The sequence below is a fragment of the Frigoribacterium faeni genome, from assembly GCF_011761235.1.
GTDB lineage: Bacteria > Actinomycetota > Actinomycetes > Actinomycetales > Microbacteriaceae > Frigoribacterium > Frigoribacterium faeni_A.
The window spans coordinates 952,948-976,267 of sequence record NZ_JAAOYW010000001.1 but is presented as its reverse complement, the minus strand read 5'-3'; the positions used below and the strand labels follow the sequence as shown (position 1 = coordinate 976,267).

Here is a 23,320-nt window from a genome sequence, read left to right as displayed (position 1 = left end):
TTCGAGGCGGTCGCGGGCGGCCAGCTCGCCGTCGCCCTGCCGGTGGCGCTGCTCGCGGGCCTCATCTCGTTCCTCTCTCCTTGTGTCCTCCCGCTCGTGCCGGGCTACCTGGGCTACGTGGGGGGCCTCGCAGGAGGCGGCCGTCGCGCGGGCGGGACGGGTCAGGCCCCCGGGGCCGCGCCTCCTCAGCACGACCGTCGCCGCGTCGTCGTCGGCGTCCTGCTCTTCATCGCCGGCTTCTCGCTCGTCTTCGTCGGCGGCAGCATCGCGTTCTCGGCGGCCGGGTTCTGGCTGATCCAGTGGCGCGACCTCATCGTGCGGCTGATGGGCCTCGTGGTGATCGCGCTCGGCCTGGTCTTCGTGGGGCAGTTCACGTTCCTGCAGCGCACGGTCAAGCCCGGCTTCGTCCCGGCGACCGGCCTGGCCGGGGCGCCCCTGCTCGGCATCGTGTTCGGCATCGGCTGGACCCCGTGCATCGGCCCGACCCTGACCGCCATCTACGCGCTCTCGTTCACGAGCGGCTCGGCGGCGCAGAGCGTGCTGCTCGGGCTGGCGTACTGCGTCGGCCTCGGCGTGCCGTTCCTGCTCGTGGCCCTCGGCTTCGGCTGGGCGGCGCGCTCCATCTCGTTCGTCAAGCGCCACATGCGCGTCGTCAACATCGTCGGAGGGTCGATCCTGATCGCCATCGGTCTGCTCATGGTCACGGGCCTCTGGTCCTCGCTGATGTCGCACCTGGGGGCGGTGATCGCGGGCTATGGCACGGTCGTCTGAGCCCGAGGGCCGCGGCCCGGTCGCCGACGACGCCGCCGACGTCACGGACGTCTCGGCCGACCCGCTGCGTCCGAGCGACCACTACGACTCGGCCCCCGCCCGCACGCCGGGCGACCTGGGCGCGGGGTCGGCCGACGTCGTGCAGCCGCGGCTCGGCCTCGTCGGCTACCTGCGGTTCTTCTGGCGGCAGCTCACGAGCATGAAGACGGCGCTGTTCCTGCTGATGCTGCTCGCCGTCGCCGCGATCCCCGGCTCGCTCGTGCCGCAGCGCACCTCCGACCCCAACGGCGTCGTGCAGTACCGCGCCGAGCACCCCGACCTGTTCCCGGTGCTCGACAAGCTCGGCGTCTTCGACACCTACTCGTCGCCCTGGTTCTCGGCCGTCTACCTGCTGCTGTTCATCTCGCTGATCGGCTGCATCGTGCCGCGCACGAAGCACCACTTCGACGCCCTGCGGTCGCGGCCGCCCAAGACCCCGGCCCGCCTCTCGCGGCTCGCGGGCTACCGGTCCGTGACGCTGCAGACCGCAGGAGGCGACACCGACTCGGCGCTCGCCCCCGCCTCCGCCGTCGAGCGGGCCCGCGCGCAGCTGAGGCGCGCCGGGTACCGCACGCAGGTGTTCGGCGACTCGGTGAGCGCCGAGCGCGGCTACCTGCGCGAGACCGGCAACCTCGTGTTCCACACGGCGCTCGTCGGCGTGCTCGTCACGGTCGGCGTGGGCGGCGGCTTCGGCTACACGGGCCAGCGCGTGGTCGTCGAGGGGCAGACCTTCACCAACGCCCTCGTCTCGTACGACTCTTTCAACCCCGGCCGCTGGTTCCAGGACTCCCAGCTCTCGCCGTTCAACCTGACCCTCGACCGCTTCACCACCACGTACGAGGAGACGAACACCGACGCCCTGGGGCAGCCCCTCGACTACACGGCCGACGTCACCGCGACGACGCAGTCGGGCGACACCAGCGAGCACGAGATCAAGGTCAACAGCCCGCTGTCGATCGGCGGCTCGAACGTCTACCTGCTCGGCAACGGGTACGCGGTCGACGTGACCGTCACGGCGCCCGACGGCACGGCCGCGTTCCGGGACACCGTGCCGTTCCTGCCGCAGAACGCCGACCTCACCTCGCAGGGCGTGATCAAGGTGCCCGACGGCCTGTCCGACCAGATCGGCATGATCGGCTTCTTCTACCCGTCGGCCGTCGAGACCGGCGACGGCTCGGGCATCCTCGCCTCGAGCTACCCCGACCTGCTGAACCCGGTGCTCAGCCTCAACGTCTACCAGGGCGACCTCGGGCTCGACGCCGGGGTGCCGCAGTCGGTCTACTCCCTCACGACCGACGGCATGACCGAGATCGCGGGCGCCTCGGCCGACCAGCCCGCGCTGCAGCTGTCGCCCGGCGACACGGTCGACCTGCCCGACGGCCTCGGCACCGTCACCTTGTCGGAGGTCAAGCGGTTCGCGTCGCTCGACGTGCACCACGACCCGTCGCAGCTCTGGGTGCTGCTCTTCGCGGGCCTCGTCTTCGCAGGCCTGCTCACGGCGCTGTTCGTGCCGCGCCGGCGCATCTGGGTCAAGGCGACCGAGACCGACGGGGGAGTCCGGCTCGAGTACGCCGGGCTCGCGCGCGGCGAGGACCCGACGCTCGCCCGGGCCGTGCGCGACATCGCGCGCACCCACCTGGCCGGCCTCGGCGTCCCGGCCGACGTCGCCCGCGACGCGACGAGCGACGACGACCCGGCCGACGACGGGCCGACGGGCGGCGGCCCCGCCGCACGCGGCGCCGGCCCCTCCGCGCGACCCACCGGTTCGACCTCGAACGACCCGGCCCCCTCGACGGAGGCGCCGGGCCGCGCCGGACGTAGGATCTGACCGTGACCGAAGACCTCGCCAACTTCTCGCTCGTCGCCGTGTACTCGGCGATGGCGATCTACACGATCTCGTTCGTGGCCTTCGCCCTCGACCTGGCCAAGCGCTCCGGCGACGCCCAGCAGGCCCCGGCCCCGTCCGCCACGGCGACGACGGGCACGGGCGGGGCCGCCGTGCGCGGCGCGACCCGCGCCTCGAGCGGGGCGTCGGGCGGCAGCACGATCGTGCTCGACCGCGCGGCGACGAGCACGACGACGGTCGGCCCGGGCGTGGGCCGCGGCGACGCGTCGTCGGGCCGAGGCACCTCCGGTCGCCGTCGCGGCTCGGCCTTCGAGCGCGTGGCCACCGCCATGATGGTGCTCGGCCTGCTCGTCCACGTCTCCAGCGTCGTGACCCGCGGCCTCGCCGCCGACCGCGTGCCGTGGGCGAACATGTTCGAGTTCTCGCTGACCGGCACCGCCATCATCGTCGCGGTCTACCTGGTCGTCGGCCGGTTCGTCGACCTGTCGTTCCTCGGGGCGTACGTCATGGGGCTCAACCTCGTGCTGCTCGCCATCGGCAGCGTCAACTACTACGTCGAGGTCGTGCCGCTGCAGCCGGCGCTGCAGTCGGCCTGGCTCGTCATCCACGTGCTGGTGGCCATCCTCGGCACGGGGTTCTTCGCCATCGCGGCGGGTCTCTCGATCGCCCAGCTCATCCAGACGAAGCGCGAGCAGGCCCGGCTGACCGGCCTGCGGTTCATGGACACCCTGCCCGGGGCCGACCGCCTCGAAGACCTGGCCTACCGCGTCGCCCTCGTCGGCTTCGTGCTGTGGACCTTCACCCTCATCGCGGGCGCCGTCTGGGCCGAGCGCGCCTGGGGCCGCTACTGGGGCTGGGACACCAAGGAGGTCTGGACCTTCATCATCTGGGTGCTCTACGCCGGCTACATCCACGCCCGGGCCACCCGCGGCTGGCGAGGCGCCCGGTCGTCCTGGCTGTCGATCATCGGCTTCGGCGCTGTGCTGTTCAACTTCGGCGTCGTCAACGTCTTCTTCAAGGGCCTCCACGCCTACTCGGGCCTCTGACCCCTCCTCCCTCGTTCAGGAACGGGGTTCCTGAGTCTGCGCACCGGGGGGACGCGCGGTCCTGAGTCGTGCACGACTCAGGAACCGGCGTCGGCAGCTTCCTGAGCCGTGCAGCGAGCCGAGCCCGCTCAGCGTGCCGCGAGCCGAGCCGCTCATCGTGCAGCGAGCCGAGCCCGCTCAGCGGGCAGCGAGCGGAGCCCGGTCAGCGGGCCTCGAGCACAGCCCAGGAGGTGCGGACCCGACCCAGCCACCACTCGCGTCGATCGTCGGCCACCGCGTGCTGCCGCAGCAGGTCGACGTCGACGTCGACCCGGCGCACGTCGATCGCCCCGTCGACGGGGACGAGCGGGTCGCGCGTCACGTCGGCCGCCAGCAGGGCCGCCGTCCCGAGCCCGCAGTCGTGGTGCAGCTCGGGCAGGGCGGCCGCGAGGTGCGCCCCCATGCTGAGCCCGACCGAGGTGTCGAGGGCGCTCGAGACGACCACGGGCAGCCCCGCCGCCGCCGTGATCGCGAGGGCGGCCCGCACCCCGCCGAGCGGCTGAGCCTTGACGACGAGCACGTCGGCGGCGCCCGCCCGGGCGACGGCGAGCGGGTCGGCGGCCTTGCGCACGCTCTCGTCGGCGGCCACGGGCACCCCGAGGCCGGCCGTGCGGCGTCGCAGCTCGGCGAGCTCGGGCACCGTGGCACAGGGCTGCTCCGCGTACTCGAGACCGAACGGCGCCAGGGCTCGCAGCGCCTCCTCGGCCTGGTCGACGGTCCAGCCGCCGTTGGCGTCGACGCGCACGCGGCCCTCAGGTCCCACGTGCTCGCGGGCGGCGGCGACGCGGGCGACGTCGTCCGCGAGCTCCTGGCCCCGCTCGGCGACCTTGACCTTGACGGTGCGGCACCCGGGGAACCGGGCCAGCACCCCCGCGACGGCGTCGGGCCCGACGGCGGGCAGGGTCGCGTTCACGGCCACGCGGGAGGTGCGGGCCACGAGCTCGGGACCCCAGCCGAACTCGACGGCGGCCGCCAGCCAGGCGGCGGCCTCGTCGGGGCCGTACTCGACGAAGGGGCTGAACTCGGTCCACCCGCGGGGGCCCTCGACGAGCAGCGCCTCACGGACGTCGATGCCGCGGAACCGGGTGCGCAGCGGCAGCTGCACGACGTGCGCGCCCGCCAGCACCTCGTCGAGCGGCGGCAGGTCGAGCGGCGGCAGGTCGAGCGGCGGCAGGTCGGCGACGGGCGGGCCGGCGACGGGGGAGCCGGCGGCCGGGCGGAGGGGATCGGCGGGGTTCGTCACCTCGTCAGTCTCGCACCGCGCCCGGTAGGGTCGGTGCCCATGGCCGCCCCCGATCTGCCCCGCCCGGACGACTCCGACCACGCCCCGGTGCGCGCCCGCCGCGACGTCGACGGGGCCGGTCCCGAGGGCGAGGCCCTGCGGGCCGACGGCCCGGACGGCGCGAGCCGGGACGGCACCGGCACCGGCACCGGCACCGGCACCGGCACCGGCACCGGCACCGGCACCGGCACCGGCACCGGCACCGGCACCGGCACCGGCACCGGCACCGACGCCGGCGCCCGCCCGGACACCGCCGCCCCCGACGCCGCCGAGGGGCTCGCCATCTTCGACGAGCAGACCCACGACGACGCCGACGTCCCGGCCCGCAGCCCGCGCCTCGGGATCGTCGTGCTCGTGCTCGCCGTCGTGCTCGTCGCGCTCGACGGCCTCGCGATCGCCCTGCTCGCGGGCGACGCCGTGACGGCCGCCGCCTCGATCGCGCTCGTGACGATGCTCGCCTCGATCGGCGTGGGCGTCGTCGCCCTCGTCGCCGTGGCCACCCGGCGGGGGCGGTGGCCCGCCGTCGCGGCGGTGCTCCTCAGCGTGCTGGCGAACCCGTTCGTGTTCGTCTGGCTGCTGGGTCGGCTCGTCCCCTCGCTCTGACGCCGCGCCTCCTCGGGGCCCCGCCCGGTCGTAGGCTGGGCGCATGTCCCGCGCCGTCTCCGACCTGTTCGACCCTGCCGAGTGGCGCGAGGTGCCGGGCTTCGACGGCCTGACCGACGTCACGTACCACCTCGACGTCGACGGGCGCGTGGCCCGCGTCGCGATCGACCGGCCCGAGGTGCGCAACGCGTTCCGGCCGCGCACGGTCGACGAGCTGTACCGCGTGCTCGACCACGCCCGGCAGCAGAGCCGCGTCGGCGTCGTCCTGCTGACGGGCAACGGCCCCAGCCCGAAGGACGGCGGCTGGGCCTTCTGCAGCGGCGGCGACCAGCGCATCCGCGGCCGCGACGGCTACAAGGCCGAGGGCGCCGAGGCGAACGTCGCCGACCCGGCCTCGGCCGGCCGCCTGCACATCCTCGAGGTGCAGCGCCTGATCCGCTTCATGCCCAAGGTCGTCATCGCGGTCGTGCCGGGCTGGGCGGCCGGCGGCGGGCACTCGCTGCACGTCGTCTGCGACCTCACGATCGCGAGCCGCGAGCACGGTCGGTTCAAGCAGACCGACGCCGACGTCGGCTCGTTCGACGCCGGCTACGGCAGCGCCTACTTCGCCAAGCAGATCGGGCAGAAGCTCGCCCGTGAGGTGTTCTTCCTCGCCGAGGAGTACAGCGCCGACCGCGCCCACGAGATGGGCGCCGTGAACCGGGTCGTGCCGCACGCCGACCTCGAGGAGGAGGCGCTGGCCATGGCCCGCGTCGTCCTCACGAAGTCGCCCACCGCGATCCGCATGCTCAAGTTCGCGTTCAACGCGACCGACGACGGCATCGTGGGCCAGCAGGTCTTCGCCGGCGAGGCCACGCGCCTCGCCTACGGCACCGACGAGGCCGTCGAGGGGCGTGACTCGTTCCTCGAGAAGCGCGAGCCCGACTGGTCGCCGTTCCCGTGGCAGTACTGACCCCGGCGTCCCGGGCGGCCGCACCGGGCGAGACGGCCCCGGCGCCCGCGACCGCCCCGAGGAGGCGCGGCGCGTGACCCGCCCCCTCCTCCCCGTCGACGCGCGACGCCCGGGCGCCGTGCTCGACGCCCTGCGCGACGCCCTGGCGGGCGGCCCTGCCGTCGCGCCCCGCACCGACGACCACGTGCCGGCCGACCTGCCCGCCGCCGTGCCGCAGCCGGTCGCGCTCGTCGTCGAGACGAGCGGGTCGAGCGGCGTGCCCAAGCGGGTGATGCTCGGCGCCGACGCCCTGCTCGCCGGGGCGGCCGCGGCCGACGGGGCGCTCGGCGGTCCCGGCCGGTGGGTGCTCGCGCTGCCGGCGCACTACGTGGCGGGCACCAACGTGCTCGTGCGCAGCATCGCCGCGGGCACGGAGCCGGTGCTGCTGCCGCCGGGCCACTTCGACCCCGACGCCTTCGCCGCCGCCGCGCGCCGGCTCGACCACCCCGTGCGCTACGCCTCGCTCGTGCCCGCCCAGCTGGCGGCGGTGCTCGACGCCGCCGACCGCGACGGCGGCGTGGCCGAGGCCGTCCGGTCGTTCACGGCGCTGCTGGTGGGCGGGCAGGCGACGTCGGCGTCCCTCGTCGACCGGGCCCGCGCCTCCGGCGTCCGGGTGGTCCGCACCTACGGGTCGAGCGAGACGAGCGGCGGCTGCGTGTACGACGGCGTGCCCGTGGGGCGCACGCGGGTGGCGGTCGTCGACGGCCAGGTCGAGCTGTCGGGCCCGTCGCTGGCCGTGGGCTACCTCGGCGACGAGGCGCGCACCGCGGCGGCGTTCGTCGAGCGCGACGGCGAGCGCTGGTACCGCACCGGCGACGCGGGCGGCGTCTCCGAGCAGGGGGTGCTCACCGTGACCGGGCGCCTCGACGACGTCGTCGTCTCGGGCGGCGAGAAGGTGTCGCTCGGCCTGGTCGAGCGCGTCGTCCGCGACCGGCCGGGACTCGAGGAGGCGGTGGTCGTCCGTGCCCCGCACGACCGGTGGGGCGAGGTGCCGGTGGTCGTCGCGGGCGGCCGGTCCGCCGCCGGCGTCGAGCTCGTCGACCTGCGGGCCGCGGTGGCCGCCGTGCTGGGCCGGGCCGCGGCGCCCGACCGGCTCGTCGTCGTGCCCGAGCTGCCGCTGCTGCCGAGCGGCAAGCCTGACCGCCGCGCCCTCACGGCCCTCGTCGCGGGCGACGGCGCGGCCCGGAACTAGGATCGGTGCCGTGGCACGATCGACGACATCCCAGAAGAAGAACACCAAGCGCAGCGGCCGCCCGGGCGGCCGACCGGGGCGTCAGCCGGCGCGCCGCGTGACCGCTCGCGACTGGATCGGCGGCGCGCGCCTGCGCACCCTGCCGCTCGGCGTCGCCCCGGTCGCCCTCGGCACCGGCGTCGCCCGGGCGAACGGCAGCTGGGACCTCCCGCTGGCGCTGCTCTGCCTCGCCGTCGCGGTGTTCCTGCAGATCGGCGTCAACTTCGCCAACGACTACTCCGACGGCATCCGCGGCACCGACGCGCACCGGGTCGGCCCGGCGCGGCTGACGGGCTCGGGCAGCGTGCGGCCCCGCACGGTGCTGCGCGTCGCCCTCGTCTTCTTCGGCCTGGCCGCCGTGGCGGGCCTCGTCGTCGTCGTCACCACCGGCTACTGGTGGATGCTCGCGGTCGGCGCGGCCGCCGTCGTCGCCGCCTGGTACTACACGGGCGGCAAGCGGCCCTACGGCTACAACGCCCTCGGCGAGGTCTTCGTCTTCGTCTTCTTCGGCCTCGTGGCCACCGTCGGCACCGCCTTCGTGCAGGTGCACCGGTTCCCCGCCGACGCGTGGGTCGCGGGCGTCGCGGCGGGCCTGTTCGCCTGCGCCGTGCTGATGGTCAACAACATCCGCGACATCCCGCAGGACGCGGCGGCCGGCAAGCGCACGCTCGCCGTCGTCGTGGGCGACACGGTGGCGAGGGCCCTGTACGCCCTGTTCCTGCTGCTGCCGTTCCTGCTGCTGGCGTACTTCGGGCTGCTGTACCTCTACGCGCCCTACGTGTACTTCACGTTGATCGCGGCGGTGCCCGCGGCCGTCATCGGCGTCACGGGCCGCACGCCGCGCGAGCTGATCCTGGCGCTGCAGCTCTCGTCGCTGACGGCCCTCGTGTTCGGCCTCAGCCTCGGGGCCGCGCTCTTCGCCTGACCGGGGTGCGAGGGGCCTAGGAGGCGCGCCCCGCGTCGCGCTCGTCACGGGCGTCGCGCTCGTCACGGGCGTCGCGCTCGGCCAGCTCGGCGTCCTCGGCGAGGCTGTCGCCGTCGAGCGGCTCGGGCCGCGACCGGCGCTCGGCCAGGTCGAGGGCGACGCGGCGCCGCAGCGGGGCGAAGAAGAGGTACGACACGCAGAACGCCACGAGCGCCGCGACGAGCGTGGCGAGGTAGGGGTTCGGCAGCAGGAGCACGAGCACGACCAGCGCGACGAGGAACACGCCGAGGCGGACGATCGTGTACTTGACCCAGGGTTTCACCCGGCGAGTCTACGCGCGGCGCCCGCGCCTCCCCGACGTCGCGGGAGCCCTCCCGGCCGACCATCAGGCGACGTCCTGGTGGCCCGCCTATGCTCGGTCCATGGTGAAGTTCCTGCTCGTGGCGATCGTCGCAGCGTCTGCCTTCGTCATCTACGCCCTAATCGACTGCCTCCTCGCCGAGTCGTCGCGGTTCAGGGCCCTCAACAAGCCCCTCTGGGCGCTCATCATCGTCGTGCTGCCCGTGATCGGCGCGGTGCTCTGGTTCCTGTTGGGCCGTGCCCGCAAGAGCGGCCAGCCCGACGCGCGACGCTTCGTCGCCCCCGACGACGACCCCGAGTTCTCGGGCCGCCGGGGCTCGACCGTCAGCGACCTCGACCGGGAGACGACCGACGAACGCATCCGACGCCTCGAACAAGAACTCGCCGAGCTCGACGGCGACGACACGAACGACAAGAACAACGCCTGACGACGCGGGCTCGGGTCTGACCGGCCCCCCAGCGCCCGACGCGGCCGAGTCCGAGCTCCCCGGCGGGGCCGACTCGTCGTCGACCGCCGCCGCCCCCGGCGGCTCGTCCGGCAGCGTTGCCACCGACTGGGCCGTCGCCGCCCTGGCCGCCCTCGCCGACGCGGGCGTGCGCGAGGTCGTGCTCTGCCCCGGGTCGCGCTCGCAGGCCCTCGCCCTCGCCGCCGCCGAGTTCGAGCGGGCCGGGCGGCTGCGGCTCCACGTCCGCATCGACGAGCGCTCGGCGGGGTTCCTCGCCCTCGGCCTCGCCGTCGAGTCGGGCGTCCCCGCCGTCGTCGTGACCACCTCGGGCACGGCCGTCGCCAACCTGCACCCCGCGGTGCTCGAGGCGCACCACTCCGGCGTCCCGATGATCGTGCTGACGGCCGACCGGCCGGTCGAGCTGCGCGGCATCGGCGCCAACCAGACCACGCGGCAGCCCGGCATGTTCGGCGTGGCCGCGCGGCTCACCCGTGATCTCGAGGCCCCGCTCGACGGTCCGGTCGACCCCGCCGCCGTCCGCGACGTCGCCCGCGCCGCGGTGGCGACCGCCCTCGGCGGCCCCGACGCTGCGCGTGACGAGGGAGCCCCCGCGGTGCCGGGCCCGGTGCACCTGAACGTGGCACTCCGCGAGCCGCTGTCGGCCGCGGCCGGCGCCCTGCCTGCTCCGCGCCCCGAGCACGTCGACGCCGGGTCGTGGTCCGCCGCGGCCCGGGCCGCGGCCGTCCGCGTCGAGGTCGACGACGAGCCGGGCACGGTCGTCGTGGCCGGCCACGCCGCGGGTGTCGAGGCCGAGGCGCTGGCCCGCGCCCTCGGCGCGCCCCTGGTCGCCGAGGTCTCGAGCGGCGCCCACTTCGGGCCGAACCTGGCTCTGGGCTACCGCACGCTGCTCGGCCAGACCGACTTCGGCGGCGCCGTCCGGCGCGTGGTCGTGCTGGGGCACCCCACCCTCACCCGTCAGGTGCCCGCCCTGCTGGCTCGCCGCGACGTCGAGGTGCTCGTCGTCCGCGGCGCCGCCGCCGAGGCGTACGACCCCGGTCGGTCCGCCACCGTGGTCGACGCCGTCGAGGTGGTCGAGACAGGAGGAGGCGCGCCCGACGACCGCGCGCACCGCGCCTGGGTGGGGCGCTGGGTCCACGCCGGCCGTCGCCTCGTCGGCGACGAGGAGTCCGCCCCCGACCTCGACGCGGCCACCAGCGACGACGGCGCGGCCCGGGCCGAGTTCCTCCGCGGCGAGGTCGCCCTGCTGCGGCGGTCGGTCACGCGCCGCGCCCTGGCCGAGACGCTGTGGCGGGTGACGTGGCCGCACGACCGCCTCGTGCTCGGCGCCTCCCGGCTCATCCGCGAGGTCGACGAGGTCGTGCCGGGCAAGAGGATCCGGGTGCACGCCAACCGGGGCCTCGCCGGCATCGACGGCACCGTCGCCACGGCTGCGGGCGTCGCGCTCGCCAGCCAGGTCGACGACAGGGCCCCCGGCGTCACCCGCGTGCTCGTGGGCGACCTCACGCTGCTGCACGACGTCGGCTCGCTGCTGTTCGGCGACGGCGAGGCGCGGCCCCGGCTGCAGGTCGTCGTCGGCAACGACGGCGGCGGCACGATCTTCGACGGCCTCGAGGTCGCGGCGACGGCACCGGCCGACGCCATGCGGCGCGTGCAGTTCACGCCCCACTCCGTGCAGCTCGCCGGGTTGGCCGCGGCGTACGGCTGGCACCACGTGCTGGCGGCGACCCGGGCCGAGCTCGACCAGGCGCTCGCCCGCGCGTGGGACGCCCCGGTGCTGATCGAGGTGCCGCTCTCGCGCTGAGCGACCCGAGGGCGTCCGCCGCGGCGCCCGGGTCGTGCAGGGCGTGCGGCCCGGCCAGGGCGTGCGGCGCCCGGGCGGCGTTCCCGTCGCGGCCGTAGGCTCGGCCCCATGGCCAAGACCTGGACGACCCAGCCCACCGAGATCCTGCGCGCCGGACCGGACGTGCGCCTCGCCGACGTCGACCCGCGCTCGACGCCCGGGTTCCCCGGCGACAAGCGCTACGCCGCGCAGGTGCTCGAGTCGGGGCGCGACGCCCTCGCCGAGCTGCAGGAGAAGCTGTTCGCCGTCAGCCGGTCGGGCGGCTCGCAGGGCAACGTCCTGCTCGTGGTCCAGGGCACCGACACCGCGGGCAAGGGCGGCATCGTCCGCCACGTCGTCGGCGCGGTCGACCCGCAGGGCGTCGCCCACCACGCCTTCAAGGCGCCGACCGAGGAGGAGCTCGCCCACGACTTCCTCTGGCGCGTCCGCCGCGAGCTGCCCGGGCCGGGCATGATCGGCGTCTTCGACCGGTCGCACTACGAGGACGTGCTCATCGGCAAGGTCCGCCGCCTCGCGCCGCCCGAGGAGATCGAGCGGCGCTACGGCGCCATCGTCGAGTTCGAGCAGGAGCTCGTCGAGGCCGGCACGACCATCGTCAAGGTGATGCTGCACCTCTCCCGTGACGAGCAGGAGCATCGCCTGCTCGAGCGGCTCGACCGCCCCGACAAGCACTGGAAGTTCAACCCCGGCGACGTCGAGGAGCGCCTGGTCTGGGACGACTACCAGGACGCCTACCAGACCATGCTGCGGCGCACGTCGACGGACGCGGCGCCGTGGTGGGTCGTCCCGGCCGACCGCAAGTGGTACGCGAGGGTGGCCGTCCAGCGCCTCCTCGTCGACGCCCTGTCGGCCCGCGGGCTCGACTGGCCCGCCGCCTCCTTCGACGTCGACCTCGAGCGCACGCGCCTCGCCTCGACCTAGGAGCGGGACCGCAGCACCTCGCCCGCGCCCCGCGGCAGGCGCAGCCCCTCGGGCAGGCTCAGCAGGGCCAGCACCGCGAGCACGACGAGGGCGACCTGGTAGCCCGTGGCGGGGGAGCCGCCGGCCCCGGCCAGCCCGTCCGCCACGCGGACGGCCAGGGCCGTGAGGGCGACGCCGAGGCCGATCGCGAGCTGGCCCGTGATCGACGCGATCGCGTTCGCCGGGGCGATCTGGGCCGCGGGCACGTCGGCGAACTGCAGGGTGTTGTAGGCGGTGAACCCGACCGAGCGGAACACCCCGCTGACGAGCAGCACGCCCGCGACGAGCACCGGCGACGTCTGCGGGCCGACGAGGGCGGCCGCGACGAAGGTCGCCGCGAGGCCGACCGTCGCGACGACGACGATCGGCACGATGCGGAACCGGCGCATCAGGGGCGTGGTGAACGGCTTGACGCCGAGGTTGCCGACGAAGACCCACATCAGCATCAGCCCCGCCTCGACCGGCGACCAGCCGAAGCCGTCCTGCAGCAACAGCGGGACGACGAACGGGACGCCGTTGACGACCGCCCGGTACAGCGAGCCGCTCAGGGTCGTCACGCGGAACGTCGCGACGCGGAACGGGGCGAGGTCGAGCAGCGGGTGCCGGGCCCGGCGGAACCACCGCCCCGCCGCCACGCCGAGCAGGCCCGCGACGACGACGAGGAGCGCCCCCGGGAACCACGTCGTCGGCTCGCCCAGCAGCTCGAAGGCCACGACGAGGGCCACGATCGCCCCGACGACCAGCAGCAGCCCCGGCCAGTCGAGCGGGTGGCGGTCGCCCGGCTCGGGCGACGGCACGACCCGCCACGCGGCGACGAGCAACAGCGCGCCGATCGGCACGTTGACGAGGAACACCCACTCCCAGCCGAGCTGCTCGGTGAGCAGCCCGCCGAGCAGCGGGGCGACCACCGGCGCGACGAGGGCCGGCCAGGTCAGGTACGCGATCGCCCGCACCAGCTCGGACTTCTCGGTGCTGCGCAGCACGATGAGGCGGCCGATCGGCACCATCATCGCGCCCGCCGCGCCCTGCACGACCCGGGCGGTCGTCAGCGCGACGAGGTCGGGGCTCAGCGCGCAGGCGACGGAGGCGAGCGTGAAGAGCACGACCGCGGCGAGGAACACCCGCCGCGCGCCCCACCGCTCGGCCAGCCACGCCCCGAGCGGGATGAACGCGGCCACCGCAACGAGGTAGCCGGTCACCGCGATGCCGAGCTGGGCCGGCTGCACGTCGAAGTCGCGGGCGACGGAGGCGGTGGCCGTCGACAGGATCGTGGCGTCGAGGTTCTCCATGAAGAACGCGGCGGCGACCACCAGCGCCACCGGTCGCGACCAGCGCGGCGCGGCCGCCGCCTCCTCGGCCCCGGGCGCCGCGGACGAGGTCACGACGAGAAGGCGCCGACGACGGGCTGGAACTTCATGGTCGTCTCGGCGACCTCGCGCTCGGGCACCGACTCGGCCACGACGCCCGCGCCGGCGAAGGCCCGGACCGTGCCGTCGTCGTGCACCTGGGCGCAGCGCAGGGCGATGGCCCACTCGCCGTCGCCGTCGGCGCCCACCCAGCCGACCGGCCCGGCGTAGCGGCCCCGGTCGAAGGGCTCGAGCCGGCGGATCAGCTCGAGCGCCCGCGCGGTGGGAGTCCCCGCGACGGCGGCGGTGGGGTGCAGCGCGGCGATGAGGTCGAGCGACGACGAGCCGTCGGTGAGCCTGCCCCGGACGTCGCTGGCGAGGTGCCACAGGTTCGGCAGCTTCAGCGTGAACGGCTGCTCGCCGGTGACGACGTCGTCGGCGTGCGGCGCGAGCGAGAGCAGCAGGCTGCGCAGGGCGAAGGCGTGCTCGTCCAGGTCCTTCGTCGAGGTGGCGAGGGCGTGGGCCGCGGCCTCGTCGCTCGCGGCGTCGACGCCCCGGGCGCCGCTGCCCGCGAGCACTCGTGCGCTGACCTCGCCGTGCTCGGTGCGGACGAGCGTCTCCGGGCTGGCGCCGACCAGGCCGTCGACCGCGAAGGCGTAGCAGTCGGGGTAGGCGGTGAGCAGCGTGGCGGCGACGAGGCGCAGGTCGGCCTCGGCGGGCAGCCGGCCGACGAGGTCGCGGGCCAGGACGACCTTGCTCACCTCGCCGAGGCGGATCGCCTGGACGGCCTCGGCGACGGCGGCCGCGTAGGCGGGCCCCGGCAGCTCGCCGTCGACGAGGCGCACCGTGGCGGACGCCCCCACGGGCGACGCCGGCGGCAGCTCGGCGCCGTCGACCCGGGTGATCCAGGCGGTGCCGCCGCGGCGGCCGAGCACGATGCGCGGGACGATCAGGACGCTGGTGTCGGCCGACTCGTCGTCGAACGCGAACGAGCCGAAGGCGACGAGGCCCGTGCCCGGGACGCCGACCTCGTCGTCGACGGAGGCGCGGGCCGCGACCTCGCGCCAGGCCTCGGCGGCGTCGCGCATCCTGTCCGGCCCGCGGAACTCGAGCCGCAGGGCCTCGCCGATGCCCGCCATGCCGGCGCCGCCCCGGACGAAGACGAGGGGCCTGCGCGGGTCGACGACGTCGAGCAGCGGGCTGATGTGGTCGATCCGCGTGGTGCGGACCGAGAGGGACGGGGTGCGGGACATCGGGGATTCCACTGGTCGACCCTACTCGGCACTCGGCGTTCGTCCCGGGGTCGCCTGTAGGATCGACCATCGTGACCAAGGCCGATATGAACAAGCAACCCGACGAGGTCGCGTCCATGTTCGACGGCGTCGCCCGCCACTACGACCGCACGAACGACGTGCTCTCCGCGGGCAACGCCGTCCTGTGGCGCGTGGCGACCGTGAAGGCGATCGGAGCGGGGCCCGCCGACCGCGTGCTCGACATCGCCGCGGGCACCGGCACCAGCTCCGTCGCGATCGCGAAGCGGGGCGCCGAGGTGGTCGCGCTCGACTTCTCGCACGGCATGGTCGAGGTGGGCCGCGAGCGCCACCCCGAGATCGAGTTCGTCGAGGGCGACGCCGAGCAGCTGCCGTTCGACGACGCGACCTTCGACGCCGTCACCATCTCGTTCGGCCTCCGCAACGTGAACCGCCCCAAGCAGGCGCTCGCCGAGATGCACCGCGTGCTCAAGCCCGGCGGCCGGCTCGTCATCTGCGAGTTCTCGACCCCGCCGTTCGCCCCGCTGCGCGCCGCCTACCGTGCGTACCTGCGCTTCGGCATGCCGGTGCTCGCCCGGGCGGTCAGCAGCAACACGCCCGCCTACTCGTACCTCGCCGACTCGATCGACGCGTGGCCCGAGCAGCAGGTGCTGAGCCAGTGGCTGCGCGGCGCCGGGTTCACCCGGGTGGCGCACCGCGACCTGACGATGGGCATCGTGGCCCTGCACCGGGGCCGCAAGCCGGTCGACCAGTCGACCCGCGACTCCGCGGCGAAGAAGAAGTAGCCCCCGCCCCCGGGCGGTCGACCAGACCAGACAAAGGTGACCCCGTGAACCCGAGTGTGCCGCTCACCCGCCGCAGCAGCTCCCTGAGCTCGTCGCTCGGCCTCGGCGAGAAGCTCTTCGCCACGCCCTCCGAGCGACGCTTCGTGCAGTCGGTCGACGACGGCCTCGAGCTCGTCGAGCAGGGCCTGCTGCGCGAGATCGCCTTCGCCGACGAGATCGCCGACGCGACGACGCGCTACCTGCTCGCCGCGGGCGGCAAGCGCGTCCGCCCGACCCTGACCCTGCTCATCGCGCAGCTCGGCGACGGGGCGACCCCCGGCATCGTGGCGTCGGCCCAGGCGACCGAGATCACGCACCTGGCGTCGCTGTACCACGACGACGTGATGGACGAGGCGCAGATGCGCCGCGGCGTGCCCAGCGCCCAGACGGTGTGGGGCAACAACGTCGCCATCCTCGCCGGCGACCTGCTCTTCGCCCGGGCGAGCACCATCGTGTCCGGCCTCGGGCAAGAGGCGATCCTGCTGCAGGCCGAGACCTTCGAGCGCCTCTGCCTCGGGCAGCTGCACGAGACCGTCGGCCCCCGCGACGACGACGACCCCATCGCGCACTACATCGACGTGCTCGGCGACAAGACCGGCTCGCTCATCTCGACCGCGGCCCGCGCCGGGGTCATGTTCTCGGGCGCGCCCCGCGAGTACCTCGCCCCGGTGGCCGAGTTCGGCGAGAAGATCGGCATCGCGTTCCAGCTGATCGACGACGTCATCGACCTCTCCGACCAGGCGGAGGAGACGGGCAAGCGCGCCGGCACCGATCTGCGCGCCGGCGTCGTGACGCTGCCCCTGCTCTACCTGCGCCAGGAGGCGCGGACCGACATGGAGGCGGCGGCCCTGCTGGGGGTCATCGACCAGGTCGTCGCCGCCACGCGTGCCGTCGACGACGGAGGCGACCCGGTCGACGAGGCCGAGTTCGCCGACATCGTCCGCCGCCTGCGCGAGCACGAGGTGACCGACCGCACGCGCCGCGAGGCGCACCGCTGGGCCTCGGAGGCGCTGGCCGCCCTCGACGCCCTGCCGGCCGGGCCGGTCAAGAAGGCGCTCACCCGCTTCGCCGACCGCGTCGTCGAGCGGTCCGCCTGACCGGCGACGCGCCTCCTCGGCCCTGCCCCGCCCGCCGGGCGCGACGGCCCCCCGAGCCCCGAGCACCACAGACACCGCACCGCCCGCACGGCCGGCACCGCCGAGCCGCACACCAGGAGAGAGACAACTCGTGACCACCCTGCGACTGGCCATCGTCGGAGCCGGCCCCGCCGGCATCTACGCCGCCGACATCCTGCTCAAGGCCGAGAAGGCCTTCGACGTGTCGATCGACCTCTTCGAGCAGCTGCCCGCGCCCTACGGCCTCGTCCGCTACGGCGTCGCGCCCGACCACCCGCGCATCAAGGGCATCGTGAACGCGCTGCGCGACGTGCTCGACAGCGGCGACATCCGCGTCTTCGGCAACGTGCGGTACGGCGAGGACATCACCCTCGACGACCTCCGCCAGCACTACAACGCCGTGATCTTCTCGACGGGCGCCATCAAGGACGCCGACCTCGACATCCCCGGCATCGAGCTCGAGGGCAGCTACGGCGCGGCCGACTTCGTCAGCTGGTTCGACGGGCACCCCGACTTCCCCCGCACGTGGCCGCTCGACGCGCAGTCGGTCGCCGTGGTGGGCGTCGGCAACGTCGCGCTCGACGTCTCGCGGATCCTCGCGAAGCACGCCGACGACCTCCTGCCGACCGAGATCCCCGACAACGTCTACGCGGGGCTCAAGCAGTCGTCGATCACCGACGTGCACGTCTTCGGCCGTCGCGGGCCGGCGCAGGTCAAGTTCACGCCGCTCGAGCTGCGCGAGCTCGGCGAGGTGCGCGACGTCGACATGATCGTCCACGACGAGGACTTCGACCACGACGAGGCCAGCAAGACGGCGATCGCCACCAACAAGCAGGTGTTCGTCATCGACAAGGTGCTGAACCAGTGGCGCGAGCGCGAGGTCGGCACGGCGTCGCGTCGGCTGCACCTGCACTTCTACGCGAAGCCGCTCGAGGTCGTCGGCGACGAGCAGGGGCGCGTCGCCGCGTTCCGGTACGAGCGCACCCGGCCCGACGGCCAGGGCGGCGTCGAGGGCACCGGCGAGGTCCGCGAGGTCCCGGTGCAGGCGATCTACCGGGCGGTCGGCTACTTCGGCTCGCCCCTCGACGGCATCCCGTTCGACGAGCGTCGCGGCGTCATCCCGAACCACGAGGGCCAGGTCATGGACGACGACAACCAGATCGTCCCCGGCGTCTACGCCACCGGCTGGATCAAGCGCGGCCCCGTCGGCCTCATCGGCCACACGAAGTCCGACGCCATGGAGACCGTCAAGCACGTCATCAACGACCAGGCGAGCTGGTGGCAGCCGGCCGACCCGTCCGAGGGCGCGATCCCGGCCCTGCTCGAGCAGCGCGGCGTCGAGTACACCGACCTCGAGGGCTGGCACCGCCTCGACGAGCACGAGCAGTCGCTCGGCGCCCAGCACGAGCACGAGCGCGTCCGCGTCAAGGTCGTGCCCCGCGACGAGATGGTGCGCGTCTCGCGCGACGCCCGCGAGCCCGCCGACGGCGCGACCGCGACGGTCTGACCGACCTCCGCCTCCTCTCGGGGGCCGACCCGCGCCTCCTGCGTCCTGACCGCAGGAGGCGCGTCGTCGTCTGAAGGGCAGGTGGCGGCCGGGCGTCACCGGCGTCCGAGCTCGTGGCTAAGCTGGTGGGCATGGCAGACAGCTCTTTCGACGTGGTCAGCAAGGTCGACAAGATGGAGGCGGACAACGCCCTCCACCAGGCGCAGAAGGAGATCGAGCAGCGCTACGACTTCAAGGGCGTGGGCGCCTCGGTCGACTGGAGCGGCGAGAAGCTGCTGCTCAAGGCGTCGACGGAGGAGCGCGTCAAGGCGGTCCTCGACGTGCTCGAGTCGAAGTTCATCAAGCGCAGCATCAGCCTGAAGCACCTCGACGCCGGCGAGCCCTACGCCAGCGGCAAGGAGTACCGCATCGAGGCCGACCTCAAGCAGGGCATCGAGCAGGACGCCGCGAAGAAGATCGGCAAGATCATCCGCGACGAGGCGCCCAAGAGCGTCAAGAGCCAGATCCAGGGCGATGAGCTGCGCGTGCAGTCGAAGAGCCGCGACGACCTGCAGGCCACGATGGCGCTGCTGAAGACGGCCGACCTCGACGTCGACCTCCAGTTCGTCAACTTCCGCTAGCCCCGGCCGCTGCGCGCCGGGCAACCGGGCCCAGCCCTCCTGCCCGACGCCCCCGCTGGTCACGGTGCTGCAAATGCCGACAAGACGACCTAGCCCGCCCGTCCTGTAGTTGCATTTCCCGTTGTTCTAGCAGCGTGTGTCGGGTTCTGCGGCCGCCCGCGGGCGAGGAGGCGCGCGATGGCCTCCCAGACCGACTCCCAGTCGTCGAAGACCTGGTGGTAGGACACCTCGAGCACCACGTAGCCGAGAGCCGTGAGAGCCGCGATGCGGGTCCGGTCCTTCGTGTACTGCCGCGGCGATGCATGGAACTCATGGCTCGTGCACTCGATGACGAGCCAGTCGTCCACGAGGACGTCGACACGGATGTCCTCGGTGAGCCACACCTGGATCCTCGGGCGCAGCCCCCGTTCGACCAAGCGGACACGGACGACCGACTCGGTGCCCGACTCGGCGCGGGCGTCGACCAGCAGGAGGAGACCCGAAGCGGTCCGCCGGTCGAGGAGGGCGCTGACCGACGGGATGCGCGGACGCGCGTCCCGTCGCAGGCGCAGGGCGGAGTCGATCACGGCGACGGCCGTGTCCACGGGCTCGTGGAGCAGGGCCTGGGCGGCGGCGCGGCTCGGGGAGACCGACAGGCGCTCGCCCGGTGCGAGCTGTGCTCCGTCCCGGAGGACGAGGACGTGGGGATGCACGTCGCCCAGTCGACGGCCAGCGTCATCAGGGTCTCTCAGGTCTCGGGCGTTGTGGGGCACGCTCACGACGAGGCGCTCGGCGGGCGGTGTCCACGCGCCGCGCTGCGTGAGGGCGCTGACGCCCGCGAGCACGCCTCCCACCCTGGCAGCGCGCACGATCGGCTCCGCCAGGCCCGGCACGGCGTAGAGCCCGTGCCGGACCCGCTGCAGGTCACCCTGCCGCCACGCGAGGTCGATGTCGTGCCGGCTGCAGCCGGCCTCGAGCAACTCGCGGCGACGGGCCAGGCCCTGGTGGCGTGAACGGACGATGTCTGCGACTGGCTGTTCCATGTCGGACGACGTTCCTCGTCGCTCGGGTCAGACATCAGCTGAGGGCGCGCCCCTGTGGACGTTCCCCGCGGCACGTGCTGCTGGGGAGGAGTCGCCCCGGGTCGACATGGTGGAACTACGGCACCGAGGCTCTCCTCCGACTTCTCTCCGCAAATGCCGACCGGGAGGCGCCCGAGCGACCGTTCCCTGACGGGAAATCCCGTTTTTGTGGCCGAGCAGGTCGGCATTTGCGGTCAGGGAGGTGGGGGAGGGGCGGGGTGGTCAGCGGGAGGTCCGGGAGGCTGTATATTTGTCTGGCGCCTCCGGTCGGTGATCACATGGGTCGGGCGTGCATGGCAAGTTACCCAAGCGGCCAAAGGGATCTGACTGTAAATCAGCTGGCGTAGCCTTCGGGGGTTCGAATCCCTCACTTGCCACAGGTGCCCAGCCCCTCCCGGGGCGGGCGGCACCGCGACGGACTCGAGAGATCGGGTCCGTTCGTCGTCGGGGCGGCGGCACACGCCGCAGCCGTGACGCCGCGCCCGGCCGGCGACGGCTCCGGTGCGAGCACGGGCGCCGACGAGACGAGCAGGCCGTGCCGGCGCTCCCGGCACCGCCGCGAGGAGGCCCCGTGCACGACGACCGCACCGACCCGCAACGCGCCGACAGCGACGGCGACCGCACTGACCCGCAGCGCGCCGACAGCGACGACGACCGCACCGACCCGCAGCGCACCGCCGGCGACGGCGACCGCACCGACGGCGACCGCGCCGCCGACGACCGCCGCGACTCGACGCACGACGTCGCCGCGCTGCTTGCGGTCGCTCTCCGGGTGACGACCGAGGCGGCGCGCCTGGCCGCCGCACGCCGCGCCGAGGGCGTCGAGGTCGCCGACACGAAGAGCAGCGTCGTCGACGTCGTGACGCACACCGACCGCGAGGTCGAGGCGTTCCTGCGCGACCGGCTGGCCGAGCTGCGCCCCGGCGACGGCTTCTTCGGCGAGGAGGGCGACCCCGACGACTCGTCCACCGGCCTCACCTGGGTCGTCGACCCGATCGACGGCACCGTCAACTTCCTGTACGGCATCCCGCAGTGGGCGGTCAGCGTCGCGGTCGTCGAGGGCGGCCCGGACCCGCTGACCTGGACGGCGCTCGCCGCCTGCGTCGTGAACCCGCTCTCCGGCGAGGTCTTCACCGCGAGCCGAGGAGGCGGTGCCCGGCTCGGCGAGGCTCCTCTCGTCCCCTCTGCCCCCGCCTCCCTGGCCCAGTCGCTCTTCGCCACCGGCTTCTCGTACGACTCCGGCCGCCGCGTCGAGCAGGCGGCGGTGCTCGGCCGGCTGATCGGCCGGGTGCGCGACCTGCGCCGCCTGGGCGCCGCCTCCCTCGACCTCTGCGCGGTCGCGGCAGGCCGTCTCGACGTCTACGCCGAACGCGGCCTCAAGCCGTGGGACCACGCAGCCGGCGTGCTGATCGCCCAGGAGGCGGGCGTCGTGGTCCACGGCGAGGCGGGAGCGGCCGCGAGCGGCGAGCTCGTCGTGGCGGCCGCTCCGGGCATCGCCGCCGACGCGGACGCCCTCCTGGCGGACGCCGGGTTCTGAACCGGCGTCGTATGCCCGCTGACCAGCATTTCCTGTCGGCCGTCGCCGCTGGGGACGGGCGTGGCACCCGAAGGCGGGTAGCCATCCGGTGAACGAGCGGCTACCCTGGACAGGTTCGTTACTTCACCGTGACCTTCGTCCGGTGCAGCCGCGACCCTGACCTCGAGGGCCGATCAGCCCTCTTCCCCGAGCACCCCGAGGATCAACTACACGTGTCGAAGTCCCACCCCATCGCCGAGCTCGAGGGCGACCTCCGGTCGCATCGCGCACCCGTCGATCAGCGGGACGACGCCCCCGGAACCCCGGCCCTGCCGGTGTACGCGACTCGACGAGAGGCCCGTGAGGCCGAGCGTCGCGCAGCCCTCGCGGCCGCGCCCGCCGTGGCCCCCGCCGCCACGTCGTCCGACGCCTCCGTCGCCGCTCCCGTGTCCGTGGCCGTCCCCGTGACCGACCCGGCCCCCCGCGTCCTCCCCGCCCCGTCCGTCGCCTCGGCCTCCGCCGACCGTGCCGCCGCGTCCGTCGCCCCGGCCCACGCCACGCGTGCCGCCCGTCGGGCCGCCGAGGCGGAGGCCACGCGCCGTCGCGGTCGTCGCCCCGCCGTCGCCGAGGTCGCCGCCACGCCGCGCGCGAACCGGTCGGCCAGCCGGTCGCAGCAGCGCCCGTCGGCCAGCCCGGCCGCGTCCCCCGTGCGCACCGGCCCCGCCGCCGCCACGGCGAGCACCGCCCGTCGCCAGGGCACAGGCGCGTCCTTCGCCGGCGCGGGCAAGCGCGTCACGGTCGTCGGCGCCATGCTCTTCGCGGGCGCCATGCTCGTGTCCACCTCCGTCCCGGCCAACGCCTTCTTCGTCGACACCGACGAGCGCACGGTGGCCAAGAAGGCCGCCGCCGCCCAGACCTTCGTCGCCGGCGCCGCCGCCGAGGACGCGGCGACGCGCGACGGCTACTCCGTGACCGAGATGAAGGTCGCCCCCGTCAGCGAGTACGCCTCGACGAGCGCGAGCACCTTCACCAACGACGTCGCGGGCACGGTGCAGTGGCCGTTCGCCACCGGCGTGCCGATCAGCAGCGGCTTCGGCGCGCGTCACGTCTCGAACTGCGGCTTCTGCAGCACGTTCCACAACGGCCTCGACTTCATCCCCGGCTCCGGCTCGCCCATCCAGGCCATCGCCGACGGCACGGTCAGCGCCGTGACCGGCCCCGGCGGCGCCTTCGGCAACCACGTCGAGATCGAGCACGTCATCAACGGCCAGAAGGTCACCTCGACCTACTCGCACATGCAGACCGGCTCGGTGCAGGTCTCGGTCGGCGAGCAGGTCACCGTGGGGCAGCTCGTCGGCAAGGTCGGCAGCACCGGCAACAGCACGGGCGCCCACCTGCACTTCGAGATCCACCTCGGCGGCGTCCCGGTCGACCCCTACCCCTGGCTGACCGCCAACACGAACTGACGCCCGGAGGGGCGAGCGGCAGGCCCGGCCGCCGCCGCGATCGCCCCCCAGCACGACGAAGCCCCCGACCGCGGTCGGGGGCTTCGTCGTGCGGGGCCTGAGCCCGGCGGGGCCTGAGCCCGGCGGGGCCTGAGCCCGGCGGGGCCTCAGCCTTGCGGGCCCAGCCCGACGTGGGCCCAGGCCCGACGGGCCCG

General features: G+C 74.4%; 21 protein-coding genes and 1 tRNA gene. 17 read left to right on the top strand and 5 right to left on the bottom strand.

Going from position 1 to position 23,320, the window contains the following annotated elements:
- Nucleotides 1-36: 36 nt before the first annotated feature.
- From FHR78_RS04480 to ccsB, 3 genes are read left to right on the top strand one after another with little or no spacing between them, the layout of a single operon-like run.
- On the top strand, nt 37-771 hold the full coding sequence (locus tag FHR78_RS04480) for a cytochrome c biogenesis CcdA family protein (RefSeq protein WP_208392971.1): 735 nt from the start codon (nt 37-39) through the stop codon (nt 769-771).
- The gene (gene resB, locus FHR78_RS04475; RefSeq protein WP_166759254.1) at nt 755-2,638 is read left to right on the top strand and encodes a cytochrome c biogenesis protein ResB; all 1,884 of its coding nucleotides are present in this window, start codon (nt 755-757) and stop codon (nt 2,636-2,638) included. The genes FHR78_RS04480 and resB overlap by 17 nt, the downstream gene beginning before the upstream one ends.
- 2 nt (nt 2,639-2,640) lie before the next feature.
- The gene (ccsB, locus tag FHR78_RS04470; protein ID WP_347878046.1) at nt 2,641-3,702 is read left to right on the top strand and encodes a c-type cytochrome biogenesis protein CcsB; all 1,062 of its coding nucleotides are present in this window, start codon (nt 2,641-2,643) and stop codon (nt 3,700-3,702) included.
- Between the two features lie 202 nt (nt 3,703-3,904).
- Here ccsB and FHR78_RS04465 read toward each other — a convergent pair whose 3' ends face one another.
- Nucleotides 3,905-4,900, bottom strand: a complete 996-nt coding sequence (locus FHR78_RS04465; protein ID WP_166759709.1) for an o-succinylbenzoate synthase — start codon at nt 4,898-4,900, stop codon at nt 3,905-3,907.
- A gap of 123 nt (nt 4,901-5,023) precedes the next feature.
- On the opposite strand from FHR78_RS04465, the gene FHR78_RS14815 reads away from it, so the two are divergent.
- The 4 genes from FHR78_RS14815 (at nt 5,024) to FHR78_RS04445 (ending at nt 8,773) form a co-directional block, all read left to right on the top strand.
- Nucleotides 5,024-5,626 carry a hypothetical protein gene (locus FHR78_RS14815; protein WP_208392752.1) on the top strand — a complete coding sequence of 201 codons (603 nt, stop codon included), beginning with the start codon at nt 5,024-5,026 and terminating at the stop codon, nt 5,624-5,626.
- 43 nt (nt 5,627-5,669) lie between these two features.
- Complete coding sequence (locus tag FHR78_RS04455; protein WP_166759253.1) at nt 5,670-6,578, top strand: 1,4-dihydroxy-2-naphthoyl-CoA synthase; 909 nt, start codon at nt 5,670-5,672, stop codon at nt 6,576-6,578.
- 73 nt (nt 6,579-6,651) lie between these two features.
- A complete protein-coding gene (locus FHR78_RS04450) occupies nt 6,652-7,809 on the top strand; it encodes an AMP-binding protein (RefSeq protein WP_166759252.1) in 1,158 nt (385 codons plus the stop codon).
- Between the two features lie 10 nt (nt 7,810-7,819).
- Nucleotides 7,820-8,773 (top strand): 1,4-dihydroxy-2-naphthoate polyprenyltransferase, encoded by a 954-nt coding sequence (locus FHR78_RS04445; protein WP_166759251.1) that lies wholly within the window; start codon nt 7,820-7,822, stop codon nt 8,771-8,773.
- Between the two features lie 16 nt (nt 8,774-8,789).
- Here FHR78_RS04445 and FHR78_RS04440 read toward each other — a convergent pair whose 3' ends face one another.
- Complete coding sequence (locus tag FHR78_RS04440; protein ID WP_166759250.1) at nt 8,790-9,095, bottom strand: DUF4229 domain-containing protein; 306 nt, start codon at nt 9,093-9,095, stop codon at nt 8,790-8,792.
- 100 nt (nt 9,096-9,195) lie between these two features.
- Here FHR78_RS04440 and FHR78_RS04435 point away from each other — a divergent pair, with 100 nt between their 5' ends.
- The 3 genes from FHR78_RS04435 to FHR78_RS04425 all read left to right on the top strand — a co-directional run bounded on the left by FHR78_RS04435 (nt 9,196) and on the right by FHR78_RS04425 (nt 12,361).
- A complete protein-coding gene (locus tag FHR78_RS04435; RefSeq protein ID WP_166759249.1) occupies nt 9,196-9,561 on the top strand; it encodes a PLD nuclease N-terminal domain-containing protein in 366 nt (121 codons plus the stop codon).
- Between the two features lie 166 nt (nt 9,562-9,727).
- Nucleotides 9,728-11,401, top strand: a complete 1,674-nt coding sequence (gene menD / locus FHR78_RS04430; RefSeq protein ID WP_432207138.1) for a 2-succinyl-5-enolpyruvyl-6-hydroxy-3-cyclohexene-1-carboxylic-acid synthase — start codon at nt 9,728-9,730, stop codon at nt 11,399-11,401.
- A 108-nt stretch (nt 11,402-11,509) separates the two neighbouring features.
- Nucleotides 11,510-12,361 carry a PPK2 family polyphosphate kinase gene (locus tag FHR78_RS04425; protein ID WP_166759248.1) on the top strand — a complete coding sequence of 284 codons (852 nt, stop codon included), beginning with the start codon at nt 11,510-11,512 and terminating at the stop codon, nt 12,359-12,361.
- Here FHR78_RS04425 and FHR78_RS04420 read toward each other — a convergent pair.
- Entirely contained in the window at nt 12,358-13,782 is a 1,425-nt protein-coding gene (locus FHR78_RS04420) for an MFS transporter (RefSeq protein WP_347878045.1), read from the bottom strand. The two genes, FHR78_RS04425 and FHR78_RS04420, sit on opposite strands and share 4 nt — an antisense overlap.
- Nucleotides 13,779-14,999, bottom strand: coding sequence for an isochorismate synthase (locus FHR78_RS04415; RefSeq protein WP_166759706.1), 1,221 nt, complete (start codon nt 14,997-14,999; stop codon nt 13,779-13,781). Before FHR78_RS04415 ends, FHR78_RS04420 begins: the two co-directional genes overlap by 4 nt.
- Before the next feature lie 71 nt (nt 15,000-15,070).
- Between FHR78_RS04415 and ubiE the strand changes: the two genes are divergently transcribed.
- The 4 genes from ubiE (at nt 15,071) to FHR78_RS04395 (ending at nt 19,083) form a co-directional block, all read left to right on the top strand.
- Nucleotides 15,071-15,802 carry a bifunctional demethylmenaquinone methyltransferase/2-methoxy-6-polyprenyl-1,4-benzoquinol methylase UbiE gene (ubiE, locus tag FHR78_RS04410; protein ID WP_166759247.1) on the top strand — a complete coding sequence of 244 codons (732 nt, stop codon included), beginning with the start codon at nt 15,071-15,073 and terminating at the stop codon, nt 15,800-15,802.
- Nucleotides 15,803-15,846: 44 nt separating this feature from the next.
- On the top strand, nt 15,847-16,938 hold the full coding sequence (locus FHR78_RS04405) for a polyprenyl synthetase family protein (RefSeq protein WP_166759246.1): 1,092 nt from the start codon (nt 15,847-15,849) through the stop codon (nt 16,936-16,938).
- A gap of 130 nt (nt 16,939-17,068) precedes the next feature.
- Nucleotides 17,069-18,463: an FAD-dependent oxidoreductase gene (locus tag FHR78_RS04400; protein ID WP_166759245.1), complete on the top strand. Its 1,395-nt coding sequence runs from the start codon at nt 17,069-17,071 to the stop codon at nt 18,461-18,463.
- Nucleotides 18,464-18,594: 131 nt separating this feature from the next.
- Nucleotides 18,595-19,083, top strand: coding sequence for a YajQ family cyclic di-GMP-binding protein (locus tag FHR78_RS04395; RefSeq protein ID WP_166759244.1), 489 nt, complete (start codon nt 18,595-18,597; stop codon nt 19,081-19,083).
- A gap of 89 nt (nt 19,084-19,172) precedes the next feature.
- On the opposite strand, the gene FHR78_RS04390 is transcribed toward FHR78_RS04395, so the two are convergent.
- Nucleotides 19,173-20,105 (bottom strand): type IV toxin-antitoxin system AbiEi family antitoxin domain-containing protein, encoded by a 933-nt coding sequence (locus FHR78_RS04390; RefSeq protein WP_166759243.1) that lies wholly within the window; start codon nt 20,103-20,105, stop codon nt 19,173-19,175.
- Nucleotides 20,106-20,439: 334 nt separating this feature from the next.
- Between FHR78_RS04390 and FHR78_RS04385 the strand changes: the two genes are divergently transcribed.
- The 3 genes from FHR78_RS04385 to FHR78_RS15555 all read left to right on the top strand — a co-directional run bounded on the left by FHR78_RS04385 (nt 20,440) and on the right by FHR78_RS15555 (nt 23,126).
- A tRNA-Tyr gene (locus FHR78_RS04385) sits at nt 20,440-20,521 on the top strand.
- A 374-nt stretch (nt 20,522-20,895) separates the two neighbouring features.
- Nucleotides 20,896-21,681 (top strand): inositol monophosphatase family protein, encoded by a 786-nt coding sequence (locus FHR78_RS04380; RefSeq protein WP_166759705.1) that lies wholly within the window; start codon nt 20,896-20,898, stop codon nt 21,679-21,681.
- A gap of 212 nt (nt 21,682-21,893) precedes the next feature.
- Nucleotides 21,894-23,126 carry a peptidoglycan DD-metalloendopeptidase family protein gene (locus tag FHR78_RS15555; protein ID WP_166759242.1) on the top strand — a complete coding sequence of 411 codons (1,233 nt, stop codon included), beginning with the start codon at nt 21,894-21,896 and terminating at the stop codon, nt 23,124-23,126.
- Nucleotides 23,127-23,320 lie beyond the last annotated feature (194 nt).